The organism is Flavobacterium sp. B183 (assembly GCF_023539155.1).
Lineage (GTDB): Bacteria > Bacteroidota > Bacteroidia > Flavobacteriales > Flavobacteriaceae > Flavobacterium > Flavobacterium tructae.
Genome location: NZ_CP097434.1, coordinates 661,782 through 680,389 on the forward strand (window position 1 = coordinate 661,782; position 18,608 = coordinate 680,389).

General features: G+C 38.2%; 13 protein-coding genes. 12 read left to right on the forward strand and 1 reads right to left on the reverse strand.

Going from position 1 to position 18,608, the window contains the following annotated elements:
- The first annotated feature begins 138 nt into the window (after positions 1–138).
- Entirely contained in the window at positions 139–1,833 is a 1,695-nt protein-coding gene (locus M4I44_RS03080; protein WP_249966482.1) for an Ig-like domain-containing protein, read from the forward strand.
- A 24-nt stretch (positions 1,834–1,857) separates the two neighbouring features.
- Positions 1,858–2,301 carry a cytochrome c oxidase assembly factor Coa1 family protein gene (locus tag M4I44_RS03085; RefSeq protein ID WP_249966483.1) on the forward strand — a complete coding sequence of 148 codons (444 nt, stop codon included), beginning with the start codon at positions 1,858–1,860 and terminating at the stop codon, positions 2,299–2,301.
- Positions 2,302–2,316: 15 nt separating this feature from the next.
- Here the strand turns inward: M4I44_RS03085 and M4I44_RS03090 are convergent, their stop codons facing one another.
- Entirely contained in the window at positions 2,317–3,084 is a 768-nt protein-coding gene (locus tag M4I44_RS03090; protein ID WP_249966484.1) for a nitrilase family protein, read from the reverse strand.
- Positions 3,085–3,324: 240 nt separating this feature from the next.
- On the opposite strand from M4I44_RS03090, the gene M4I44_RS22515 reads away from it, so the two are divergent.
- The 10 genes from M4I44_RS22515 (at position 3,325) to M4I44_RS03135 (ending at position 18,472) form a co-directional block, all read left to right on the forward strand.
- Positions 3,325–3,453 carry a hypothetical protein gene (locus M4I44_RS22515; RefSeq protein WP_256472438.1) on the forward strand — a complete coding sequence of 43 codons (129 nt, stop codon included), beginning with the start codon at positions 3,325–3,327 and terminating at the stop codon, positions 3,451–3,453.
- 160 nt (positions 3,454–3,613) lie between these two features.
- A complete protein-coding gene (locus tag M4I44_RS03095) occupies positions 3,614–6,850 on the forward strand; it encodes a SusC/RagA family TonB-linked outer membrane protein (RefSeq protein WP_249966485.1) in 3,237 nt (1,078 codons plus the stop codon).
- 18 nt (positions 6,851–6,868) lie between these two features.
- Entirely contained in the window at positions 6,869–8,368 is a 1,500-nt protein-coding gene (locus tag M4I44_RS03100; RefSeq protein WP_249966486.1) for a SusD/RagB family nutrient-binding outer membrane lipoprotein, read from the forward strand.
- Positions 8,369–8,731: 363 nt separating this feature from the next.
- Positions 8,732–11,887 (forward strand): SusC/RagA family TonB-linked outer membrane protein, encoded by a 3,156-nt coding sequence (locus tag M4I44_RS03105; protein ID WP_249966487.1) that lies wholly within the window; start codon positions 8,732–8,734, stop codon positions 11,885–11,887.
- Between the two features lie 11 nt (positions 11,888–11,898).
- Positions 11,899–13,428, forward strand: a complete 1,530-nt coding sequence (locus M4I44_RS03110) for a SusD/RagB family nutrient-binding outer membrane lipoprotein (protein WP_249966488.1) — start codon at positions 11,899–11,901, stop codon at positions 13,426–13,428.
- 220 nt (positions 13,429–13,648) lie between these two features.
- Positions 13,649–14,968 (forward strand): GntP family permease, encoded by a 1,320-nt coding sequence (locus tag M4I44_RS03115; protein ID WP_017497718.1) that lies wholly within the window; start codon positions 13,649–13,651, stop codon positions 14,966–14,968.
- A 4-nt stretch (positions 14,969–14,972) separates the two neighbouring features.
- Positions 14,973–15,440, forward strand: coding sequence for a RidA family protein (locus M4I44_RS03120; protein ID WP_017497717.1), 468 nt, complete (start codon positions 14,973–14,975; stop codon positions 15,438–15,440).
- 224 nt (positions 15,441–15,664) lie between these two features.
- The gene (locus M4I44_RS03125) at positions 15,665–16,696 is read left to right on the forward strand and encodes a sugar kinase (protein ID WP_249966489.1); all 1,032 of its coding nucleotides are present in this window, start codon (positions 15,665–15,667) and stop codon (positions 16,694–16,696) included.
- A gap of 9 nt (positions 16,697–16,705) precedes the next feature.
- Positions 16,706–17,353: a bifunctional 4-hydroxy-2-oxoglutarate aldolase/2-dehydro-3-deoxy-phosphogluconate aldolase gene (locus M4I44_RS03130; protein ID WP_017497715.1), complete on the forward strand. Its 648-nt coding sequence runs from the start codon at positions 16,706–16,708 to the stop codon at positions 17,351–17,353.
- Positions 17,354–17,356: 3 nt separating this feature from the next.
- Entirely contained in the window at positions 17,357–18,472 is a 1,116-nt protein-coding gene (locus tag M4I44_RS03135) for a D-TA family PLP-dependent enzyme (protein WP_249966490.1), read from the forward strand.
- The last annotated feature ends 136 nt before the right edge of the window (positions 18,473–18,608 follow it).

Consider the following 18,608-nt stretch of genomic DNA (forward strand, 5'->3'; position numbering starts at 1 on the left):
GAAATTCTTCGCTGTTATTGTTTTGAATTTTTAAAAAAAGAGCAATTTGCAAAAGCTGTAAATCCTAATAAATGGCTAAAAAGTTTCAATTAAAGCAAATATAATTGTTATTTTGTGCAATCAAATTCAGAAACCGTTATGTTGAAAAACAACTTTAGATATATTGCATTTTTACTGGTCTTTTTTATGTTAAGCTGTGCCAAACGCGGCAGCATTACCGGCGGACTAAAAGACACACTGGCTCCGGTTTTAAAATACAGCTCGCCTAAAAATTTCAGTACTGATTTTAAAGGCAACGAAATTATTCTGGGTTTTGACGAGTATGTAAAACTTAAAAACCTCAACAAGCAGCTTATTGTTTCGCCGCCAATGAAACATGAGCCGTTGATTTTACCTACCACACCGAGTAAAGTGATCACGATTAAAATAAAAGACACTTTGCTGCCGAACACTACCTACAGTTTTAACTTCGGACAAAGTATAGCAGACAACAACGAAGGAAACTCGATAAACCAATTCAAATATGTTTTTTCAACAGGTTCTTCTATTGATTCGCTTTCGATAAGCGGACAAATTAAAGATGCTTATGAGAAAAATGTAGATAATTTTGTTTCGGTAATGCTTTATGAGATAAACGATACCTACCAGGATTCTTTAATTTACAAGCAAAGTCCGCGCTACATTACCAATACGCTGGACAGTTTACGTACTTTCAAATTAGAAAACTTAAAGGCCGGAAAATACCTGTTGATGGCCCTGAAAGACAAAGGAAGCAACAACAGATACAACCCGAAAGATGATAAAATTGGCTTTATCAAACACTACATTACCGTTCCGAACGACACTGTTTTTGAATTGGAATTATTCAAAGAAGTTCTTCCGTTTAAAGCTGTAAAACCTGTACAAGCCTCAGGAAACAGGCTGTACCTTCCTTATGAAAGCAAGCAAAACTTTAAACTTTCGAAACCTAAAGTGGTCCTGAAACACGGGAACGATACCATGGAAACGATTGTTACCGCATTTCCTAAAAAGGATTCCCTGCAAATTTGGTACAAACCTCTAAAAGTTAAAGCAGATTCTTTGGCAGTAGAGGTTAGTAAAGAAAAATACAACAAAAGATTTAGTGTAAAAATTAAAGACCAAAAGAAAGACACTTTAAACATAACCGCTGTTCAAAACGGGACTATCAATTTCCGTGATCGATTTACCTTAGAATCAACTACCCCGCTGGTAAAATTTGACAAATCAAAAATTCGATTGGTTAACAAAGATTCAACTGCTGTAGATTTTACTACAGAATACGATGAATTTGAGCAAAAACTCTATGTTGATTTCAAAAAAGAGCCTGTTGAAAAATACAGCATAACATTTTTCCCGGGTGCACTGACTGATTTTTACGAAAAAACCAATGACACTCTGGCTATTAAACTAAGCACAAAAGAACCTGCTGATTATGGAAACCTGGTTCTGAACCTAAAAAATGTAAAACGTTTTCCAATTATTGTTGAAGCAACTAACGCAAAAGGGGATGTTGTATACGCCAGTGATTATTCTGAAGGCAAGACTAAAATTGAATTCAATTTATTAGTCCCTGATAAATTTACGATTCGAATAATCTACGACGACAATAAGAACAAAATTTATGACTCAGGGGATTTCCTGAATAAAAAGTACGCCGAAGAAGTATTTTATTACCAAACTCCAGTAGATGTTCGCACTAATTGGGATGTCGATCAGGCTATTGATTTAAGTATCCCGTTCAATCCTGAAGTAGAGAAAAAACAAGCAGAAAAAAAGAAAAAAGACGAGGAGAAAAAAAGGAAAGCCTTTTAAATTTTAATAGCTGAGCGCAGCGCTATGGAAAACGATTTAATTGAAAAAGAAAACTGGTTCAAAAGAAACTGGAAATGGTTTTTACCTTCCGCCTTTCTATGTATCTTTTTAATTGGAATTTTAGCTGCGTCAACCTCTCAAAATAGCATTACTGATATCGCCAAAGCTTATTCAGACGAGCTGCTTTTTGAAAAAGCAATTGAACAAGCGAACAAAAACCCAAGCATACTTGAAAACATTGGCACAATTGAAACTATCGATAAACTGGCTATTCTGGAAGGAAACGTTATGTATTCCAACAATCACAATACCGTTAATTTATCCGTGAGAGTCAACGGAGCCAAAAAAAAGGGTAAACTAAACATTTCCGCTTTCAAAAAAGGAACAGAATGGGTGTACCAAAAAATTGCTGTCCGCACCAAAAATCCTAAAAACGAAATTATCGTCTTAGAAAAACCTCAAAAATAAGCTTTCGAATTAGAATCAAAAATCGATTCTAAACACATCTTTATCACTTAAAAAATCAAGTTTTTTTCGGATTTCTAACATCGAATTTTTATCCAATTCCACCACAAAAACATCTTCACTCTCCTGTGGTTCGAGAATATAATTTCCTAAAAAATCAACCGCTTGCGAATGTCCAATATGTTCAAAATTATTGGCGTCCAGCCCTACTCTGTTAACCCCAATCACATAACTCAGATTTTCGATCGCACGAGCTTTAAGCAAAGCATCCCAGGCGTTGGTTCTTACTTTGGGCCAGTTGGCCACATACAGCAGCAAATCGTAGTTTTCGACATTTCTGGCAAAAACAGGAAATCTCAAGTCATAACAAACCTGCAGGCAAATCTTCCAATTCAGATAATTCACAATTACTTTTTCATCTCCTCTGGTATAAAACTGATCTTCTCCTGCAAGCGAAAACAAATGGCGCTTGTTGTAATATTGAAGTTCACCTGACGGAAAAACAAATACCATTCGATTGTAATACTTCTCGTTTTCAACAATAACGAGACTTCCCACAATAGCTGCTTTTTTTTGTTTCGCCAAAGACTGTATCCAGGAGATAGTCTCCCCTTGCATCGTTTCGGCAACAGCTGCGGCATTCATCGTAAATCCCGTTGAAAACATTTCCGGCAGCACGATCAGATTAACGTCAGCATCGATTAAATTGATTTTGGTCTCAAACTGCTTTCTATTCTCTGAAGCATTCTCCCAGTAAAGATTTGATTGTATAAGTGCGATTTTCATATGGTAAAAATACCTTTTTTTTAAAACAAAAAGTCTAAATAAGATTTGAGTTTCACAAACCCTCCTACAAAGAGCCACAAACCCAGTAAATATCGGATTTTTCAGAATAAAAAAACATTATCTGAAAAAATTATGCAAAAATCTTGCACAATTTATGCGAAAATATTGCTAACAATGAAGATAATTTATATATATTTGACCGCTGATTAAAAAACACAACACCTTAAAAAACACTTAATTATGAAAAAACACCCAGTTTTAAAGGGCGGACCGCCAACAATGATTCTTACAAACAGTCACGAATCATTTGCAATAAAAAAGCAAAGCACTAAAATACCACAAGCAGATTCCTTATTCTTTAAAGCGTAATACTAAAGCTACAGTAAAGACCACAACTGTAGTAAAAGCAACAGGATTCTATTTCTAATAATTCGTCTTCAGGAAACGAATTAAGAAACTCTTTTCACCTCACCAGTGAAACAAAAAAAACAATCAATCAATAAACCTCAACTAACTAAAAACCCAAAGAATGAAACAAACTATTTTATTATTTATGTTCTTTTTTGCGATACAGGTCACCCAGGCGCAAGTAAAAACCATCAAAGGAACGGTGACCGATACTAATGGCATCTCGATACCGGGAGCATCCATAAGCATAAAAGAAGAAAAAAGAGGTACCACAACCGATTTTGACGGTAAATTCTCTATCGATGTACAGGAAGGAAAAACACTTACGATTTCCTTTTTAGGATTAGAACCACAACATATCCTAATAGGCAATTCTAACAACCTCAACATAAAACTAAAAGAAGCTGCTGCAACAGCCCTTTCTGGAGTAGTCGTTACCGCATTAGGCATCAAAAGAGAAAGAAAAGAACTGGGCTATTCTTTTCAGGACGTAAAAGGAAAAGATTTAGCAGACAATCCCACACTAAGCGTAGCACAATCTTTATATGGAAAAGTTGCAGGGGTTAACATTTCGCAAACTACAGGGGGTTTTGGAAGCAGTTCCCGCATTGTAATAAGAGGAAACCGATCTATTAGTGGTGACAATCAGCCTCTATTTGTTGTAGACGGAGTTCCTTTAGGCAATACCGGACTAGCCTCGGTCACTGATTCTAAATCAGGAAGATATTCAGATGGTGTCGATAATGGGGATGGATTATCCAGCTTAAACATGGATGACATCGAAAACATTTCTGTACTGAAGGGGGGAGCCGCCAGTGCACTTTACGGAGAGCGCGGTGCCAACGGGGTTATCGTTATTACCACCAAAAAAGGAAAAAAAAACTCATTAAAAGCAGAATATAACGGAACAACCACGTTTGACCAAATTAATACAACCTATAAAGATTTTCAAAGACAATATGGTACTGGATCAAATGGTCTACTCCCAAATCCAAATGATATTGCGAACGCAAAAAATGCCACTACAAGTGCATGGGGGCCAAAATTTGGATCGGCCGGCAATACTACAACACGAATTTTTGACGGCTCTTACAAACCTTATGAGAATGCCAGAAACAACACTAAAGATTTTTTCAGAACTGGAGTAAGTGTCAACAACAGCTTTAGTTTATCAGGAGGAGGAGACAATACCAGCTTTAGATTAAATTACTCCAATCTTGACGCTACTGACATAGTTCCTAAAAGCGGTTTAAAAAGAAACACTTTTACATTAGGCGTTAATTCACAAATACAGAAACTGACACTGGATGCAAAATTTAGCTATATCACTGAAAACACAGACAACAGACCTTCATTATCCGACGATGCCGGCAACCTCGGATTATCTGTAGCTGCAATAGCCCCAAATATTGACCAGGCCTGGTTAAAAAATTACGAAAACCCAAACGGCATATATTACCCCTGGAACTCAGACCCCAACCGACTAAATCCTTATTTTGTACTAAACGAAAACAAAAACGAAACGCAAAAAAATCGAATTCTAGGAAATTTCAGTGCCACTTACGCCATTACCAATTGGTTAAGCGCTACAGCTAGGGCCGGAATTGACCGTTTTACATTTGAAAGTTCTGATTTTGTTAACGCTGGAAGCACCTGGAACTCCAGGCAAAATGGCTCCCTGATAAACAACAACACTACCTTTCAGGAATACAACACAGAAGCCTTATTGAACGCTCAAAAAACGTTTGGCGATTTTAACATAACCTTTGGTGTTGGAGCCAATCAAAGAAACTCTCAAAGAATAATTTCAGGAGTTGCTCTTAGTGATATGATTACAAACGGAATCAATAAACAAGCTAATTTCGTATCCAGTATTCTGAGTCCAAAAACAAACGACGAAATACTCGTACGCTCGGTATACTCGTACTTAAGAACCAATTACAAAAACTATCTGTTTTTAGACTTTACCGGACGTAACGACTGGAATTCCACTTTAGCCACGGCTGTTGGCACAGCGGGTAACAATAATTATTCCTACTTCTACCCGTCAGTATCCTCCAGTTTTATCTTTACTGATGGTTTCGACATGAAAAGCGATGTATTAACTTTTGGAAAAATCAGAGCTTCATGGGCAGGAACTGCAAAAGCACTGGAAACACCTTACAATACAGCTCTTTATTACAACATACAATCTAAACCCTTATTAGGCAACTCTATAGGCTCTATAACGAACAGCATCCTTCCGAACAACCACTTAAAGCCAGAATTTACAACAAGTTACGAAGTAGGAGCTGACTTAGGTTTTTTCAAAAATCGTCTACAGCTTGATTTATCTTATTACTACACCCGAACTAAAAATCAGCTCATCGTATTAAACGTTTCGCAGGCCTCTGGCTTTGTAGGCATAAATGCCAATGCCGGTGCAGTTGAGAACAAAGGTTTTGAGGCCTTAATAACCGGAGGAATTTTTAGAAATCCCGACGGTTTCAATTGGGACATGACTCTGAACTTTGCAAAAAACAGAAATACTTTACTTGAACTAACCGATCAAACTGATCTTCAGGTAGTATCCAATGCAAGATGGGCCGGTGCACAAATTGTAACCAAAGTAGGAGAAAGTTCTACCGAAATTTACGGAAGAAAGTTCCAGAGATCCCCAGATGGTCAAGTCATTATTGGATCTAACGGGCTTCCACTTTTAACTGATGGTTATGAGAGTTTAGGCAGAACTGCTCCGGACTGGATCGGCGGTGTAACAAACGAATTTTCATACAAAGGAATTAGTCTTCGAGCCAATTTTGACATGAAATTTGGAGGTAAAGTTTATTCCATGACCAATGCTTATGCCGCTTATAATGGACTAACAAATGAAACCTTAGAAGGAAGAGACGGGTACAACGCATGGGTTGCCGAGCAGGTCGCAGCAGGAAAAACATTAAATCAAATAGGCCAGCTAACCCCAACTGCAGGTCTTATTGTCCCTGGAGTAACCGAAGTTAGAGACAATACAGGCAATGTAACCGGATACCAAAATAACACCCGATATGTCAACCCACAAACGTACTGGAGAAGTTTATATGGCGACAACACTACACCGGAACCTTTTGTTTATGATGCCTCTTACGTAAAACTGAGAGAAGTCTCTATAGGTTACGATTTTCCAAAAAAATGGCTAAAAGGTACGGGGTTCGAAAGATTTAAATTTTCTATTATCGGAAGAAACCTATGGAATGTATATTCTAAAGTTCCGAACATCGATCCCGAATCTACCTATACGAACGGAAACGGGCAAGGGTTTGAATATGGTTCTTTGCCTTATAGAAGATCTTATGGTTTTAACTTACAATTATCATTCTAACACTCAAATTTGATCCTAATGAAAAAACATATAACACATTTAACAAACTGTATGCTGGGTGTAATTTTATTGCTTAGCACAACCAATTGCGCAGACGATGAACTTTTTAGAGAAACTAATACCAATCCGGAATCTTTCTTAGGTGTAGCTCCTCATTTACAATTAACCGGAGTCGAGGCTGCCCTTTCTGGCGGAATCTTTGAACAGTGGAGAGCCAATCTTATTTATGGCGAAGGATTTGTGCAGCACTTAGGAGCAGCATGGGCAACTACAACTTACGGCTCTTTCTATGCTGCAAATACGGAATATCAGGGAGCACTTTGGAACGCAAATTATGGCGGAGGCTTAATACGCAATGTAGTAGATCTCACTGAAAAAACCAACGGAAAACCGGAATACAAAAATATGAATGCCTTAGCAAAAACACTTAAAGTAATGGCATTCCAGCGTCTCACAGATTTATACGGAGACATTCCGTATTTTGAAGCAGGTTTAGGCTATCACAAAGTAGTTCTCTATCCCAAATACGACAGCCAAAAGGATATTTACACTGACTTTTTTAAACTTCTGGACGAAGCTTATAATCAACTACAATCAGGTACCGATCCGATAAGAGGGGATATTTTTTATGCTGGCGATATCTCAAAATGGAAAAAAATGGTTAATTCATTGAGATTACGCTGCGCGATGAGGATTTCAAAAGCAGATCCTGCCCTTGCCAAAGAGCAAATTCAAAAAGCCGTTACCAATGGTATATTTACGAGCAATGATGACAATTGTTTCATGAAACACGACTCGACACTTCCGGAAACAAGTGGGGCAACAAACAATGGTAATGGACTTTCTCACGCCTTTAAAGGCAATGAATTATTCGATCGTGCTACTATCACGATACTTAACGCACTGGGGGATGATCCGAGAAAAAAAATATGGTTCTTACCCGTAAATGGCAATTATGTTGGTATTGACCCAAACATCTATGGATACGAATTCGCACCCGGAGGAAGTGATGGTCTTTCTAAAATACAACCTTATTTATACGAAAACAGTGCTCCGTACCTGCATCTCACCTACTCTGAAACACAACTCCTTTTGGCAGAAGCTTCTTTTAGAAATCTATACACAGGCGACACCAAAACTCTTTACAAAAAAGGAATTGAAGCCGGAATCAGACAATGGATTATTTTTAAAGATGCCAGCATTATTAACAATGATGCTATTACTGCCTTTTTAGCCACAAAGAACCTTACACCAGGGAAAGAACTGGAAGAGATCGCAACCCAGCAGTGGCTCACTTTATTCTTAAACGGAATGGAAGCTTATAGTAATCATAGACGCGTAAATTTTCCAACTTTGATTAAAATAACCACTGTAAGATCTACAACAAACGGAATTATGCCTTCAAGACTACCCTATCCGCCTGAAGAATCTACCGCTAACAAACAGAACTACCTTGCTGCCAGTGCTAAATACAACAACAACAGCTGGTTTGCTAAACTTTGGTGGGATGTAGATTAAACTACTAAACCCTATCCAACACAACTCCTTTCATGTTGATCCTAATACCATTCGTAATTTATAAAGAATTGCGAATGGTATTTTTTTAGGCCTTTCCGATCAAAAACAAGCAAAATCACCCATTCCTACCAATCTAAAAATACGAATTTTAAGATTAAAATAAATTCTTTCCAAAAAAACTCATTCTGCAAAATTTTCTCAGAACACCTTTAGAAACCTCATTTCTTTTGGATTATAAAAACACTTCAGAAAAAAATATTGCAAAAAAAATGCACTTTGTGCAAAAAAAATGCAAATGAATAGAAATTATCTATATATTTGATCGCCAATAAAACCAAAATAAAACATGAAAACCAAAGTATTATGAAAGCAAAGCTAATTTCATTAGTATTTATTGGGGGAGTAATCTTCTCAGCAAATGCAAAAGAGACTGCAATTAAAACGCATCTCTTTGAACAAAAAAGCAGTCAGATTGAAATTTCGGGCCAGGTCATTGGTCAGGACGATGGAATGCCAATTGCCGGAGCTACTATTTACGCCAAAGGCAATACGAAAACAGCTACTATAACCGATGAAACAGGAAAATTTAAACTAAATGTTCCGGAAAATGAAACTCACATCATCATTTCTTACATGGGTTACGGAACTTTAGAGTATAAACTAGATAAGGTCACAGATGTAGTAATAAGTTTAAAACCTGCTGAAAATGTACTCGAACAGGTTTTAGTAACTGCACTGGGAGTTAAAAAAAGTACAAAAGCAATTTCTTATGCTGTAACCGAACTTAAGGGAACTGAATTTACAAAAGCCAAAGAAACGAACATCACCAGTGCCCTGGCAGGAAAAATTGCCGGTGTAAACGTGAGTGGTACTGCAACAGGGCCAACCGGATCAACCAGAGTTGTAATTCGTGGAAATGGTTCCTTAAACGGAAACAATCAACCGATGTACGTTGTAAACGACTTGCCAATAGACAATACACAATTAAACTTACCGGGTACCGGAAATGCACCGGGATCACCAAGAATTAACGTAGACCGTGGTGATGGTACTTCCGTTATCAATCCCGATGACATCAAAAGCATCACGGTACTAAAAGGAGGAACCGCTGCCGCACTGTATGGGGCAAATGCTGCAAACGGTGTGATCTTAATTCAGACTAAAAGAGGATCAGCTCAAAAAGGAATTGGTGCAGAATACAACACTTCCTTTACTTTTGAAACTCCGGCTATTAAACCGGACTGGCAATATGAATACGGATCCGGAGATGCAGGACAAAAGCCATTAACTCAAGCAAAGGCTATAGAATACGGACGCTGGTCGTGGGGAGCTAAAATGGACGGGACAGACGTAATTCAGTTTGACGGTGTAAAAAGACCTTACTCTCCTCAAAAAGACAACATTAAAAACTTCTACCAAACCGGAACTACATTTATCAACTCTCTTGCTTTATCAGGAGGAACCGACAAAGCATCCGGACGTCTTTCGTTTATGAATATGGACAATCAGGGTATTGTACCTAATACTTCTTTTAATCGAAAAAGCGTCAACATTGCGAGTAATGTTAACGTAACAAACTGGTTAAAATTTGACGTTGTCGCACAATACAATATCGACAAAACAGAGAACAGAACTACAGTATCTGATGCAGAAGCAAATCCGAACTGGGCAACTTATATGATCGGCAATACAGTCGACATTAGAAATCTTTCTCCGGGTTATGATGCGAATGGCAGAGAGGTAGCCTGGAATCCCGTTGCAGTGGCTACCAACCCTTACTTCGCCGTTAATAAAATTAAAAACAGCGATACCAAAAACCGCTTTATCGGTATGCTAAACGTAAAAGTGAACTTTACTCCCGAATTATTCCTTCAGGGAAGAATCGGGCAAGACTATACGAATTACGATTTTTACGCCTACATTCCTAAAACAAGTTTAAACAATCCTGTTGGATACGGACAGGGATCAAAAGTTAAATTATCCAATTTAAACTCTGAAGCCATTCTGAACTACACTAAGAAAAACATCTACAAAGATTTCTCTTTGAATGCTTTACTTGGAGTTAACTCCCGTACCAATGTAAGAGACGAAGTGAGAATAGACGGATCTAATTTTATATTAGACGACTTCTACTCTTTAACCAACTTAGCCACCATAACCTATGCCTATCCGTACGGAAAAACCAAAACAAATTCTGTCTACGCTGCCGCAGATTTAGATTATAAAAATGTGGTTTTCTTAAACTTTACTGGACGTCAGGACTGGTTTTCTACCCTTTCAAAAGACAACAATAAGATATTCTATCCGTCAGTAGGAACAAGCGTAATTCTTTCAGACATTGTAAAAATGCCGGAATGGATTTCATTCAGCAAAGTAAGAGCTTCCTGGGCACAAGTTGGTGGAGCTACTCCGGACCCATACGCCTTAAACCAATCTTACTCTATGATTCAGGGTGGACATAACGGTCAATACTTACAAAGTACAACAGGTTCAAGAGTTCCAAATTCGACACTAAGTCCATTAACTTCAACAACTGTGGAGGTTGGAACAGACATGGGATTCTTCAACAATCGCTTAAATCTTGATTTTGCCTGGTACAACCGCGAAACCACAAATGACATTGTAGAAACTACCATCTCCAACGCCTCAGGAGCAAGAACCGCTTTACTGAATCTTGGAAAAATGAAAAACACCGGAGTTGAACTTTTACTGAGCGGAAAAATCATTAACAACGATAACTTTTCATGGGAAGCCAGCATCAACGGATCTTACAACAAAAACACCGTTGAATCACTTACTGGTCAATTGAATTCGCTTACTATGGCAACTTCTGTGAACGGATATGTCACCGTGAACAGCGACGTTGGTCGTCCTTACAGTACTATAAAAGGTTACAAACCTCTTAAAGATGCCAATGGCAACACAGTGTATAATGTAAGCGGCAATACGGCAACTGTCGCACAAGGTCCTCTTGAAGAATTGGGTCAGGGTGTTCATCCCTGGTCGGCAGGTATCAGTAATGAATTTAAATACAAATCAGTATCGTTCAGCTTTTTAATTGACGGTAAATTTGGTGGAGATTTATACTCCGGAACTGACTTGTACGGAACCCGTATGGGATTGACCAAAATGACACTGGAAGGTCGTGAGAACGGATTGCCAATCTCAGGTGTTGATCCTAAAGGAAATCCTGTAAATATGGTTATTGCTCCGGCAGATCTAAGAACTTATTATGACGGTTTAAGAAACATATCTTCTTATTTCGTTTACGATGCCAGTTTCATAAAACTAAGACAAGTGATTATTGGCTATCAACTGCCAATTGAAAAATTCGGTTTTTTATCCAAACTTCAGGGAGCCTCAGTTTCTTTTATTGCAAGAAACCTGTTCATTCTTTACAAGAAAACTCCAAATGTGGATCCTGAATCTGTGTTTAGTGCCGGAAATGCTCAGGGTATAGAGCAATTTGGAGTACCTAGAACAAGAAGTTTCGGACTAAGTTTAAATGTTAAATTTTAAAGAACAAAACCATGAAAAAGAGAACCATTTTATATATGGCAGGTATACTTTTAGGAAGTATGACAGCCTGTACCAAAGATTTTGAAGAAATCAACACCAACCCCAATTCTGTTGAAGTACCAAATGCGACTTTTATTTTTAGTCAGTCACAACTTGATGGCCTAAACAACAACTACTTTTTTACAAACGTGTTGCAATGCGGAGGTATGCTACAGCATTATGCTACCTATAAAGAAGCATCAGGTGTGGGAGACAAGTACTTAAATAACGAGTCTTACTATTCTGCTTACTTCAACAGAGGTTATCCAACGGCTGTCAATGAAATCCAAACGGTAATTAACACTTTAAAAGATAATCCGGTCGAGAGCAACAAACTCAATATCGCAAGAATATGGAAAGCCTATATCTACCACCGTATGACCGATTTATATGGGGACATTCCTTATACCGAGGCATCAAAAGCATATACTAACGAACATTTTCTTCCAAAATATGACAGTCAAGAATTCATCTACAAGGACTTACTAAAAGAACTTGATGAAGCAGCAGCAGCCTTAGATCCGGCCAAAGCAAGTTTTGGCAAGGCCGATTTTATTTATGAAGGCAATATCGCCAAATGGAAGAAGTTTTCTTACTCTTTAATGCTTCGTCTTGGTTTACGACTTTCAAAAGTTGATCCTGCATTATCCAAAACCTGGGTAACAAAAGCCATTACCGGTGGAGTAATCGTAAACGGAACGGACAATGCGCTTATTAAATACACTGATGGGCCAAATGATTTCAACAGAAATCCTGCCGGTATTGACTCCAGAAGTCTTGATTTTGCCAAAGACTCCTTCGGACAAAAAAACACAGAAGGCGGAAAACTGGCCAAAACTTTCATCGATGTACTAAAAGCTACTTCAGATCCAAGACTTAGTGTTTATTCTGGTGTTTGGCAGGGAACGGTACAAAATACAGATCCTGCAGTACAAAAAGGTTTTCCGAACGGAACTAAAACGGCTCCGTCTCCGGCAGAACAAGGCACTTATTCTGAACCTAACCAAAGTACTGTGTTCCGATACGATGCTCCTATGATGATCCTGAGCAATGCCGAAACGAACCTTTATCTGGCCGAAGCCGCCATAAGAGGATGGTACACCGCTGAAAACGATAAAGATTTATATGAGAAAGCTGTAAAAGCATCTTTCCTGAACATGGGAATTTACGGTGCAGCTTATGCTATTACCGACGCAACAGCATATCTAACAACAAATCCGTATAATCTGGCAGGAACTTTTGACCAAAAGATGAATCAGATCCACAGCCAGATCTGGATTGCATTGTTTGTAGACGAGCAGGAAATTTATGCCAACTGGAGAAGAACCGGGTATCCTGCATTAGTCCCGATAAACTTTCCAGGCAATGTTACTAACGGAACCATTCCAAGACGTATCAAATACCCGGTAAGTGAATATTCCGTGAATTCAGCTAACTTAGCAGAAGCAGTTAAACGTCAGGGACCTGATGCGTTTACTACAAGAATCTGGTGGGATAAATAAAAATAATAACCGTTGACAAAATCAAACACATAGAAACATAGATCCTGCAATCCTAAAAAGATGTTTCACTTGCATTAATACGCATCCCGATGCATCGGGACTATGTTTTAAAAGCTGACTTTTTTGTTATTCTTTTATTAAGTAAAAAATCTATGTTACTATGTGTTTAATAAATTTTACACCAATTACTCTCAACGGAGTTAATAATACAAATAGATAAATGAGCATTTTAATTCTTACGGCATGCATTGCATTTCTAATCGTCCAGATCGCCTGGCTTAAAATCAATCCGTTTATCGCCTTTATCATAACAGCTTTATTAGCAGGCCTTTTTTTAGGTCTGCCGATAAACACTTTATCACAAACTGTACAAAAAGGTTTGGGCGAAATGTTAGGATCTATTACGCTGATTATTGTTTTCGGAACCTGTATTGGTAAACTTACCGTTTCATCAGGCGCCGCCAATGTTATTGCCAAAACGGTTATGGGATGGACGGGTAAAAAATACGTTCGCCTTGGCTTAATGATTACCGGATTTATTGTTGGGATACCTCTATTTTATAGTGTTGGTTTTGTTTTGTTAGTACCCTTAATCTTCTCAGTAGCCCATCAATTTAAGCTGTCAAAAGTATATCTCGGTATTCCAATGCTGGCGTCGCTTTCAGTAGCACACGGTTTCTTACCCCCACATCCGTCACCCATGGCTTTAAGCAGTATTTTTAATGCCGATCTTGGACTCGTTTTAGTTTATGGAATTATCATCGCCATACCAACCATTTTTATTGCAGGTTTATTGTTTTCGAATTTACTCAAAAACATCAAAACCGAATCGGATCACGAAATCTTAAATGTTGAAGAAGTTGTAAACGAAGGCAAACTTCCGAGTTTTTCACTGAGTTTGTTTTCTGCTTTATTTCCGGTTTTCGGATTAACAGTGACCTCGATAGTACCCATGATTTCTAAAAATGAAACTCTGGCTGATATCTGCAAAACAATTGGAGAACCTAGCATGATCATGCTGATCTCTTTACTGATCTGTACTTATACTTTAGGCATCCGAATGAACCGCAGCATCACCTCTGTAATGGAGGACTATGCCGTTGCGATAAAAGATGTTGCCTTAATCGTTTTAATTGTTGGAGGAGCCGGCGGTCTGAAAGAAGTCATGATTGTGAGCGGTGTTAATGAAACCATCGTTACAGCTTTAACACAAATAAACATTCACCCATATCTATTAGCATGGATGATGGCAGCAATTATTCGTGTTTGCGTAGGTTCAGCAACAGCGGCCGGATTAATGACCGCCACGGTTCTATTGCCTCTATTACAAACAGCCGGACTTGATCCTAACCTATTAGTACTGTCTGTTGGAGCAGGAAGTTTAATGTGCTCTCACGTAAACGACCCAAGCTTCTGGATGTTCAAAGAATATTTTAACATCAGCCTGAAAGATACTTTCAAATCATGGACCGTTATGGAATCCTTAGTATCTGTTTTAGGAATCATTTTCGTTTTTATTTTAAACTCTATAATACATTAATATCATGAATTTATTACCACAAGAAAAATTTGAAACCCTTGGATTGTCTCTTCCTCCGGCACCACAGCCTTTAGGAATATACAAGCCCTATTTAGTTGATGGTAAATATTTATACCTTTCAGGTCACGGGCCTGTAAGAGACGACAAATCCTTAATCATTGGCCGAATTGGTGATGACATGGACATCGAAGAAGGAAAATTAGCAGCAAGACAAGTCGGATTAACCATGCTCTCTACAATTGTAACCAATTTTGGAAGTCTGAACAAAGTAAAAAAAGTGATAAAAGTACTCGGAATGGTGAACTGCAATGGCGAGTTCTTAAGACATCCGTACGTTATAAACGGCTGCAGTGAATTATTTGCTGAAGTTTGGGGACCCGAAAACGGAATTGGAGTACGAAGTGCCGTAGGAATGGGTTCTTTACCAGATAATATTCCTGTTGAGGTTGAAGCCGTTTTCGAATTATATTAAAAAAAGTTATGCCACAGATTACAGGATTAAAAAGAATTATTTTTCCGTCCGTTGTGACGAACAAACGAAACAATTTATGAATTTCACCACTACGGCAGTAAATTAAAAATTCGTGAATTGCTTCGCCTGTTCGCTATCGTTCGAGTAGTTCGCTAAAAAAAAATTAACCGTACCTTTAATAAATCCTTGAAATCCATATAATCTGTGGCAAAAAAACAAAAAACATGAATACAAATACCTCACAAACAAAAATCGCAACTTTCGGTGAATTATTACTCCGGATGAATGTTGCCAACGGAAATCGATTTACACAGGCCAACGAAATAAAAGTTTACGTGGGTGGTGCCGAGGCAAATGTTTGTGTTTTGCTTTCTCAACTAGGAATACCTACCGATTACATTACCCGATTGCCTCAAAATGACTTAGCGCAATTGGCTGTAAACGAACTTCAGAAATACAAAGTAAACACCTCGAAATGTGTTTATGGCGGAGACCGTTTAGGTTTATATTTTGTCGAAGCCGGAAATCAAATCCGACAATCACAAGTGATTTACGACCGAAGCAATTCGTCTTTTGCGACCATACAAAAAGATCAGATTAACTGGGATTTGGCTTTGGCCGATGTCACCCATTTTCATTGGTCCGGAATAAGTCCGGGAGTTTCGCATGAAGCAACTCTGGTTTGTAAAGAAGCCATTCTCGCGGCACATCAAAAAGGACTCCCTATTTCTTCCGACTTTAACTACCGTTCCAAATTATGGCAATACGGGAAACATCCGTCAGAAGTCATGCCTGATCTGCTTCAATACAGCACCATCACAGTTGCCGATTTAGATGCGATTGAAATTTATTTCGGAATAAAAACCGACACACGAGAATCGGATGCCGACCGTTTTCAAAAAACATTCGAATTGTTAAAAGCAAAAATGCCTTTTCTAAAAACACTCGCCATGAGTTTCAGAAAGTCTGACGGGCCGGCACATTTATACAAAGGATTACTCCTTCATGAAGGCAATTTTTATCAGACATCTGAACATAAAATTCATGCGGTAACAGATCAGATAGGTTCCGGTGATGCCTTCAACGCAGGATTATTATACGGACTGACTCATAAATTATCCGGTCAGGATTGCATCGAATGGGCAACTGCCTGTGGTGTCATCAAACAAAGTATTCATGGAGATTTCGCGATAAGCACTCCTGACGAAGTAAATCATTTTATTAAAAATGGCTCAAGTAACAGAATTAACAGATAAAACAAAAACATGTACAGCATATTAAAAACGCAAGGTGTACTTCCGTTAGTGACACAAATCAACATTGAAACAGCCCAAATAGTCTTGCAATCGGCGGCTGATGCTGGCATAAAAATTATCGAGTTTGCTGCTCGTGCAACTGATGCTAAAGAAGTTTTTAGCCAAATGATCCATTTTAAAAAAGCAAATAATTTAGAGGTTAAAATAGCCGTTGGATCAATATTAAGCGTTCAGGATGCTGAAACCTTTCATCAGTTAGGAGCAGATTGTATCGTTTGTCCACATACCGATCCGGAAATTGGGAACTACTGTTTCAAAAACAATATTTACTGGATTCCCGGAGCCGCGACCTTAAACGAAATACTCCATGCCAATAAATTAGGTGCCGAAATTGTAAAACTTTTTCCGGCCGATAAAATTGGTGGTCCCGGATATGTAAAAGCTATCAGAGCCCCTTTTCCAAACTTAAAAATAATGCCGACCGGCGGCGTAACCTTAGAAGAAAGCAACCTGAAATCATGGTTCAAATCGGGAGTGGTTTGCGTTGGAATTGGTTCTAATTTATTTACAAAAGAAATGATGCTCGATTTAAGTTATGAGCAGTCACTTCAGGCTTTTCAAAATTTAATTGAAGTTGTCAAAAAAACAAGAAACTAAGTTATGCAAAACAATTGGTGGAAAATTAGCTCCGAAATCCGTGTAGACACACCATTTTTGGCCGTTTACGAAGATCGTATTCAGACCAACATTGAACGTCTGATAGAATCTGTGAACGGTGATACTCAAAAATTAAGACCACACATCAAAACCCATAAAATTGGGGAGATTCTGGACTTGTTTAAAACCTATAACATCAACAAAGTTAAATGTGCCACAATTGCCGAAGCAGAACTTGCTGCCATACACGAAATTGCAGACGTACTTCTCGCCTATCAGCCTGTAGGCAATAAAAAAGAGCGATGGATTTCGTTACTTAAAAAATATCCTGCTACCGCTTTTTCAACCATTGTTGACAATTACGAATCGGCAAAAGCACTGGATATTGCGGCACATAAAAACAACCTAAAACTTACCCTTTACCTGGATCTGAACTCCGGGATGAACAGAACCGGAATTTCAATTTCTAAAAACTGGGAAGCGCTGATTGACGAAATTATCAAACTTAAAAATATACATTTTGCAGGTATTCATCTGTATGATGGTCATCTGAAAGGAGATGTCGAACATCGAAATTCGGTTGCCTCAAATATCTTCTTTAGCATAAACGAAGAAATCGAAGCTCTACAGAAAAAACTGGGTTATGAATTAAAAATTGTAGCCGGAGGATCTAACACCTTTCCCTTTTATGCCACACAGAAAAATGTAGAATGCAGTCCGGGAACTTTTGTCTTCTGGGATTCCAACTATCAAATTAACTTACCGGAGCAAAATTTCGAACCGGCTTTGGTAATCGTTGGAACCATCATCTCAAAACCAACCAATACTACTTTTTGTATCGACATTGGGTACAAAGCAGTCGCTTCTGAAAACCCTATCGATAAAAGACTGGTCATTTTAAATGACAATAACCTAATTCCAATTTCACATTCTGAAGAACATCTGATCATCGAAAATCGTAGTGAAAACAACTATGCGATTGGGGATACCATTTACGCACAGCCCTACCACGTTTGCCCCACTTGCGCATTGTACGATTCCGTTCAGGTAGTCAATAGCGAACAGCAGATTTGTGATCAGTGGCTAGTGGTTGCGAGAAGTCGGAAAATTAATATCTAGTGAAGAGATATAGAATCAAGAGAATAGAATCAAGAAGAAAGAGAATAGAATAAAGAAAAAAGACTATAGACCTTGTAGAAAACCTCTGAACCTTTGTCCCTTTGTCCCTTTGAACCTTTGCACCTTAAAAATAATA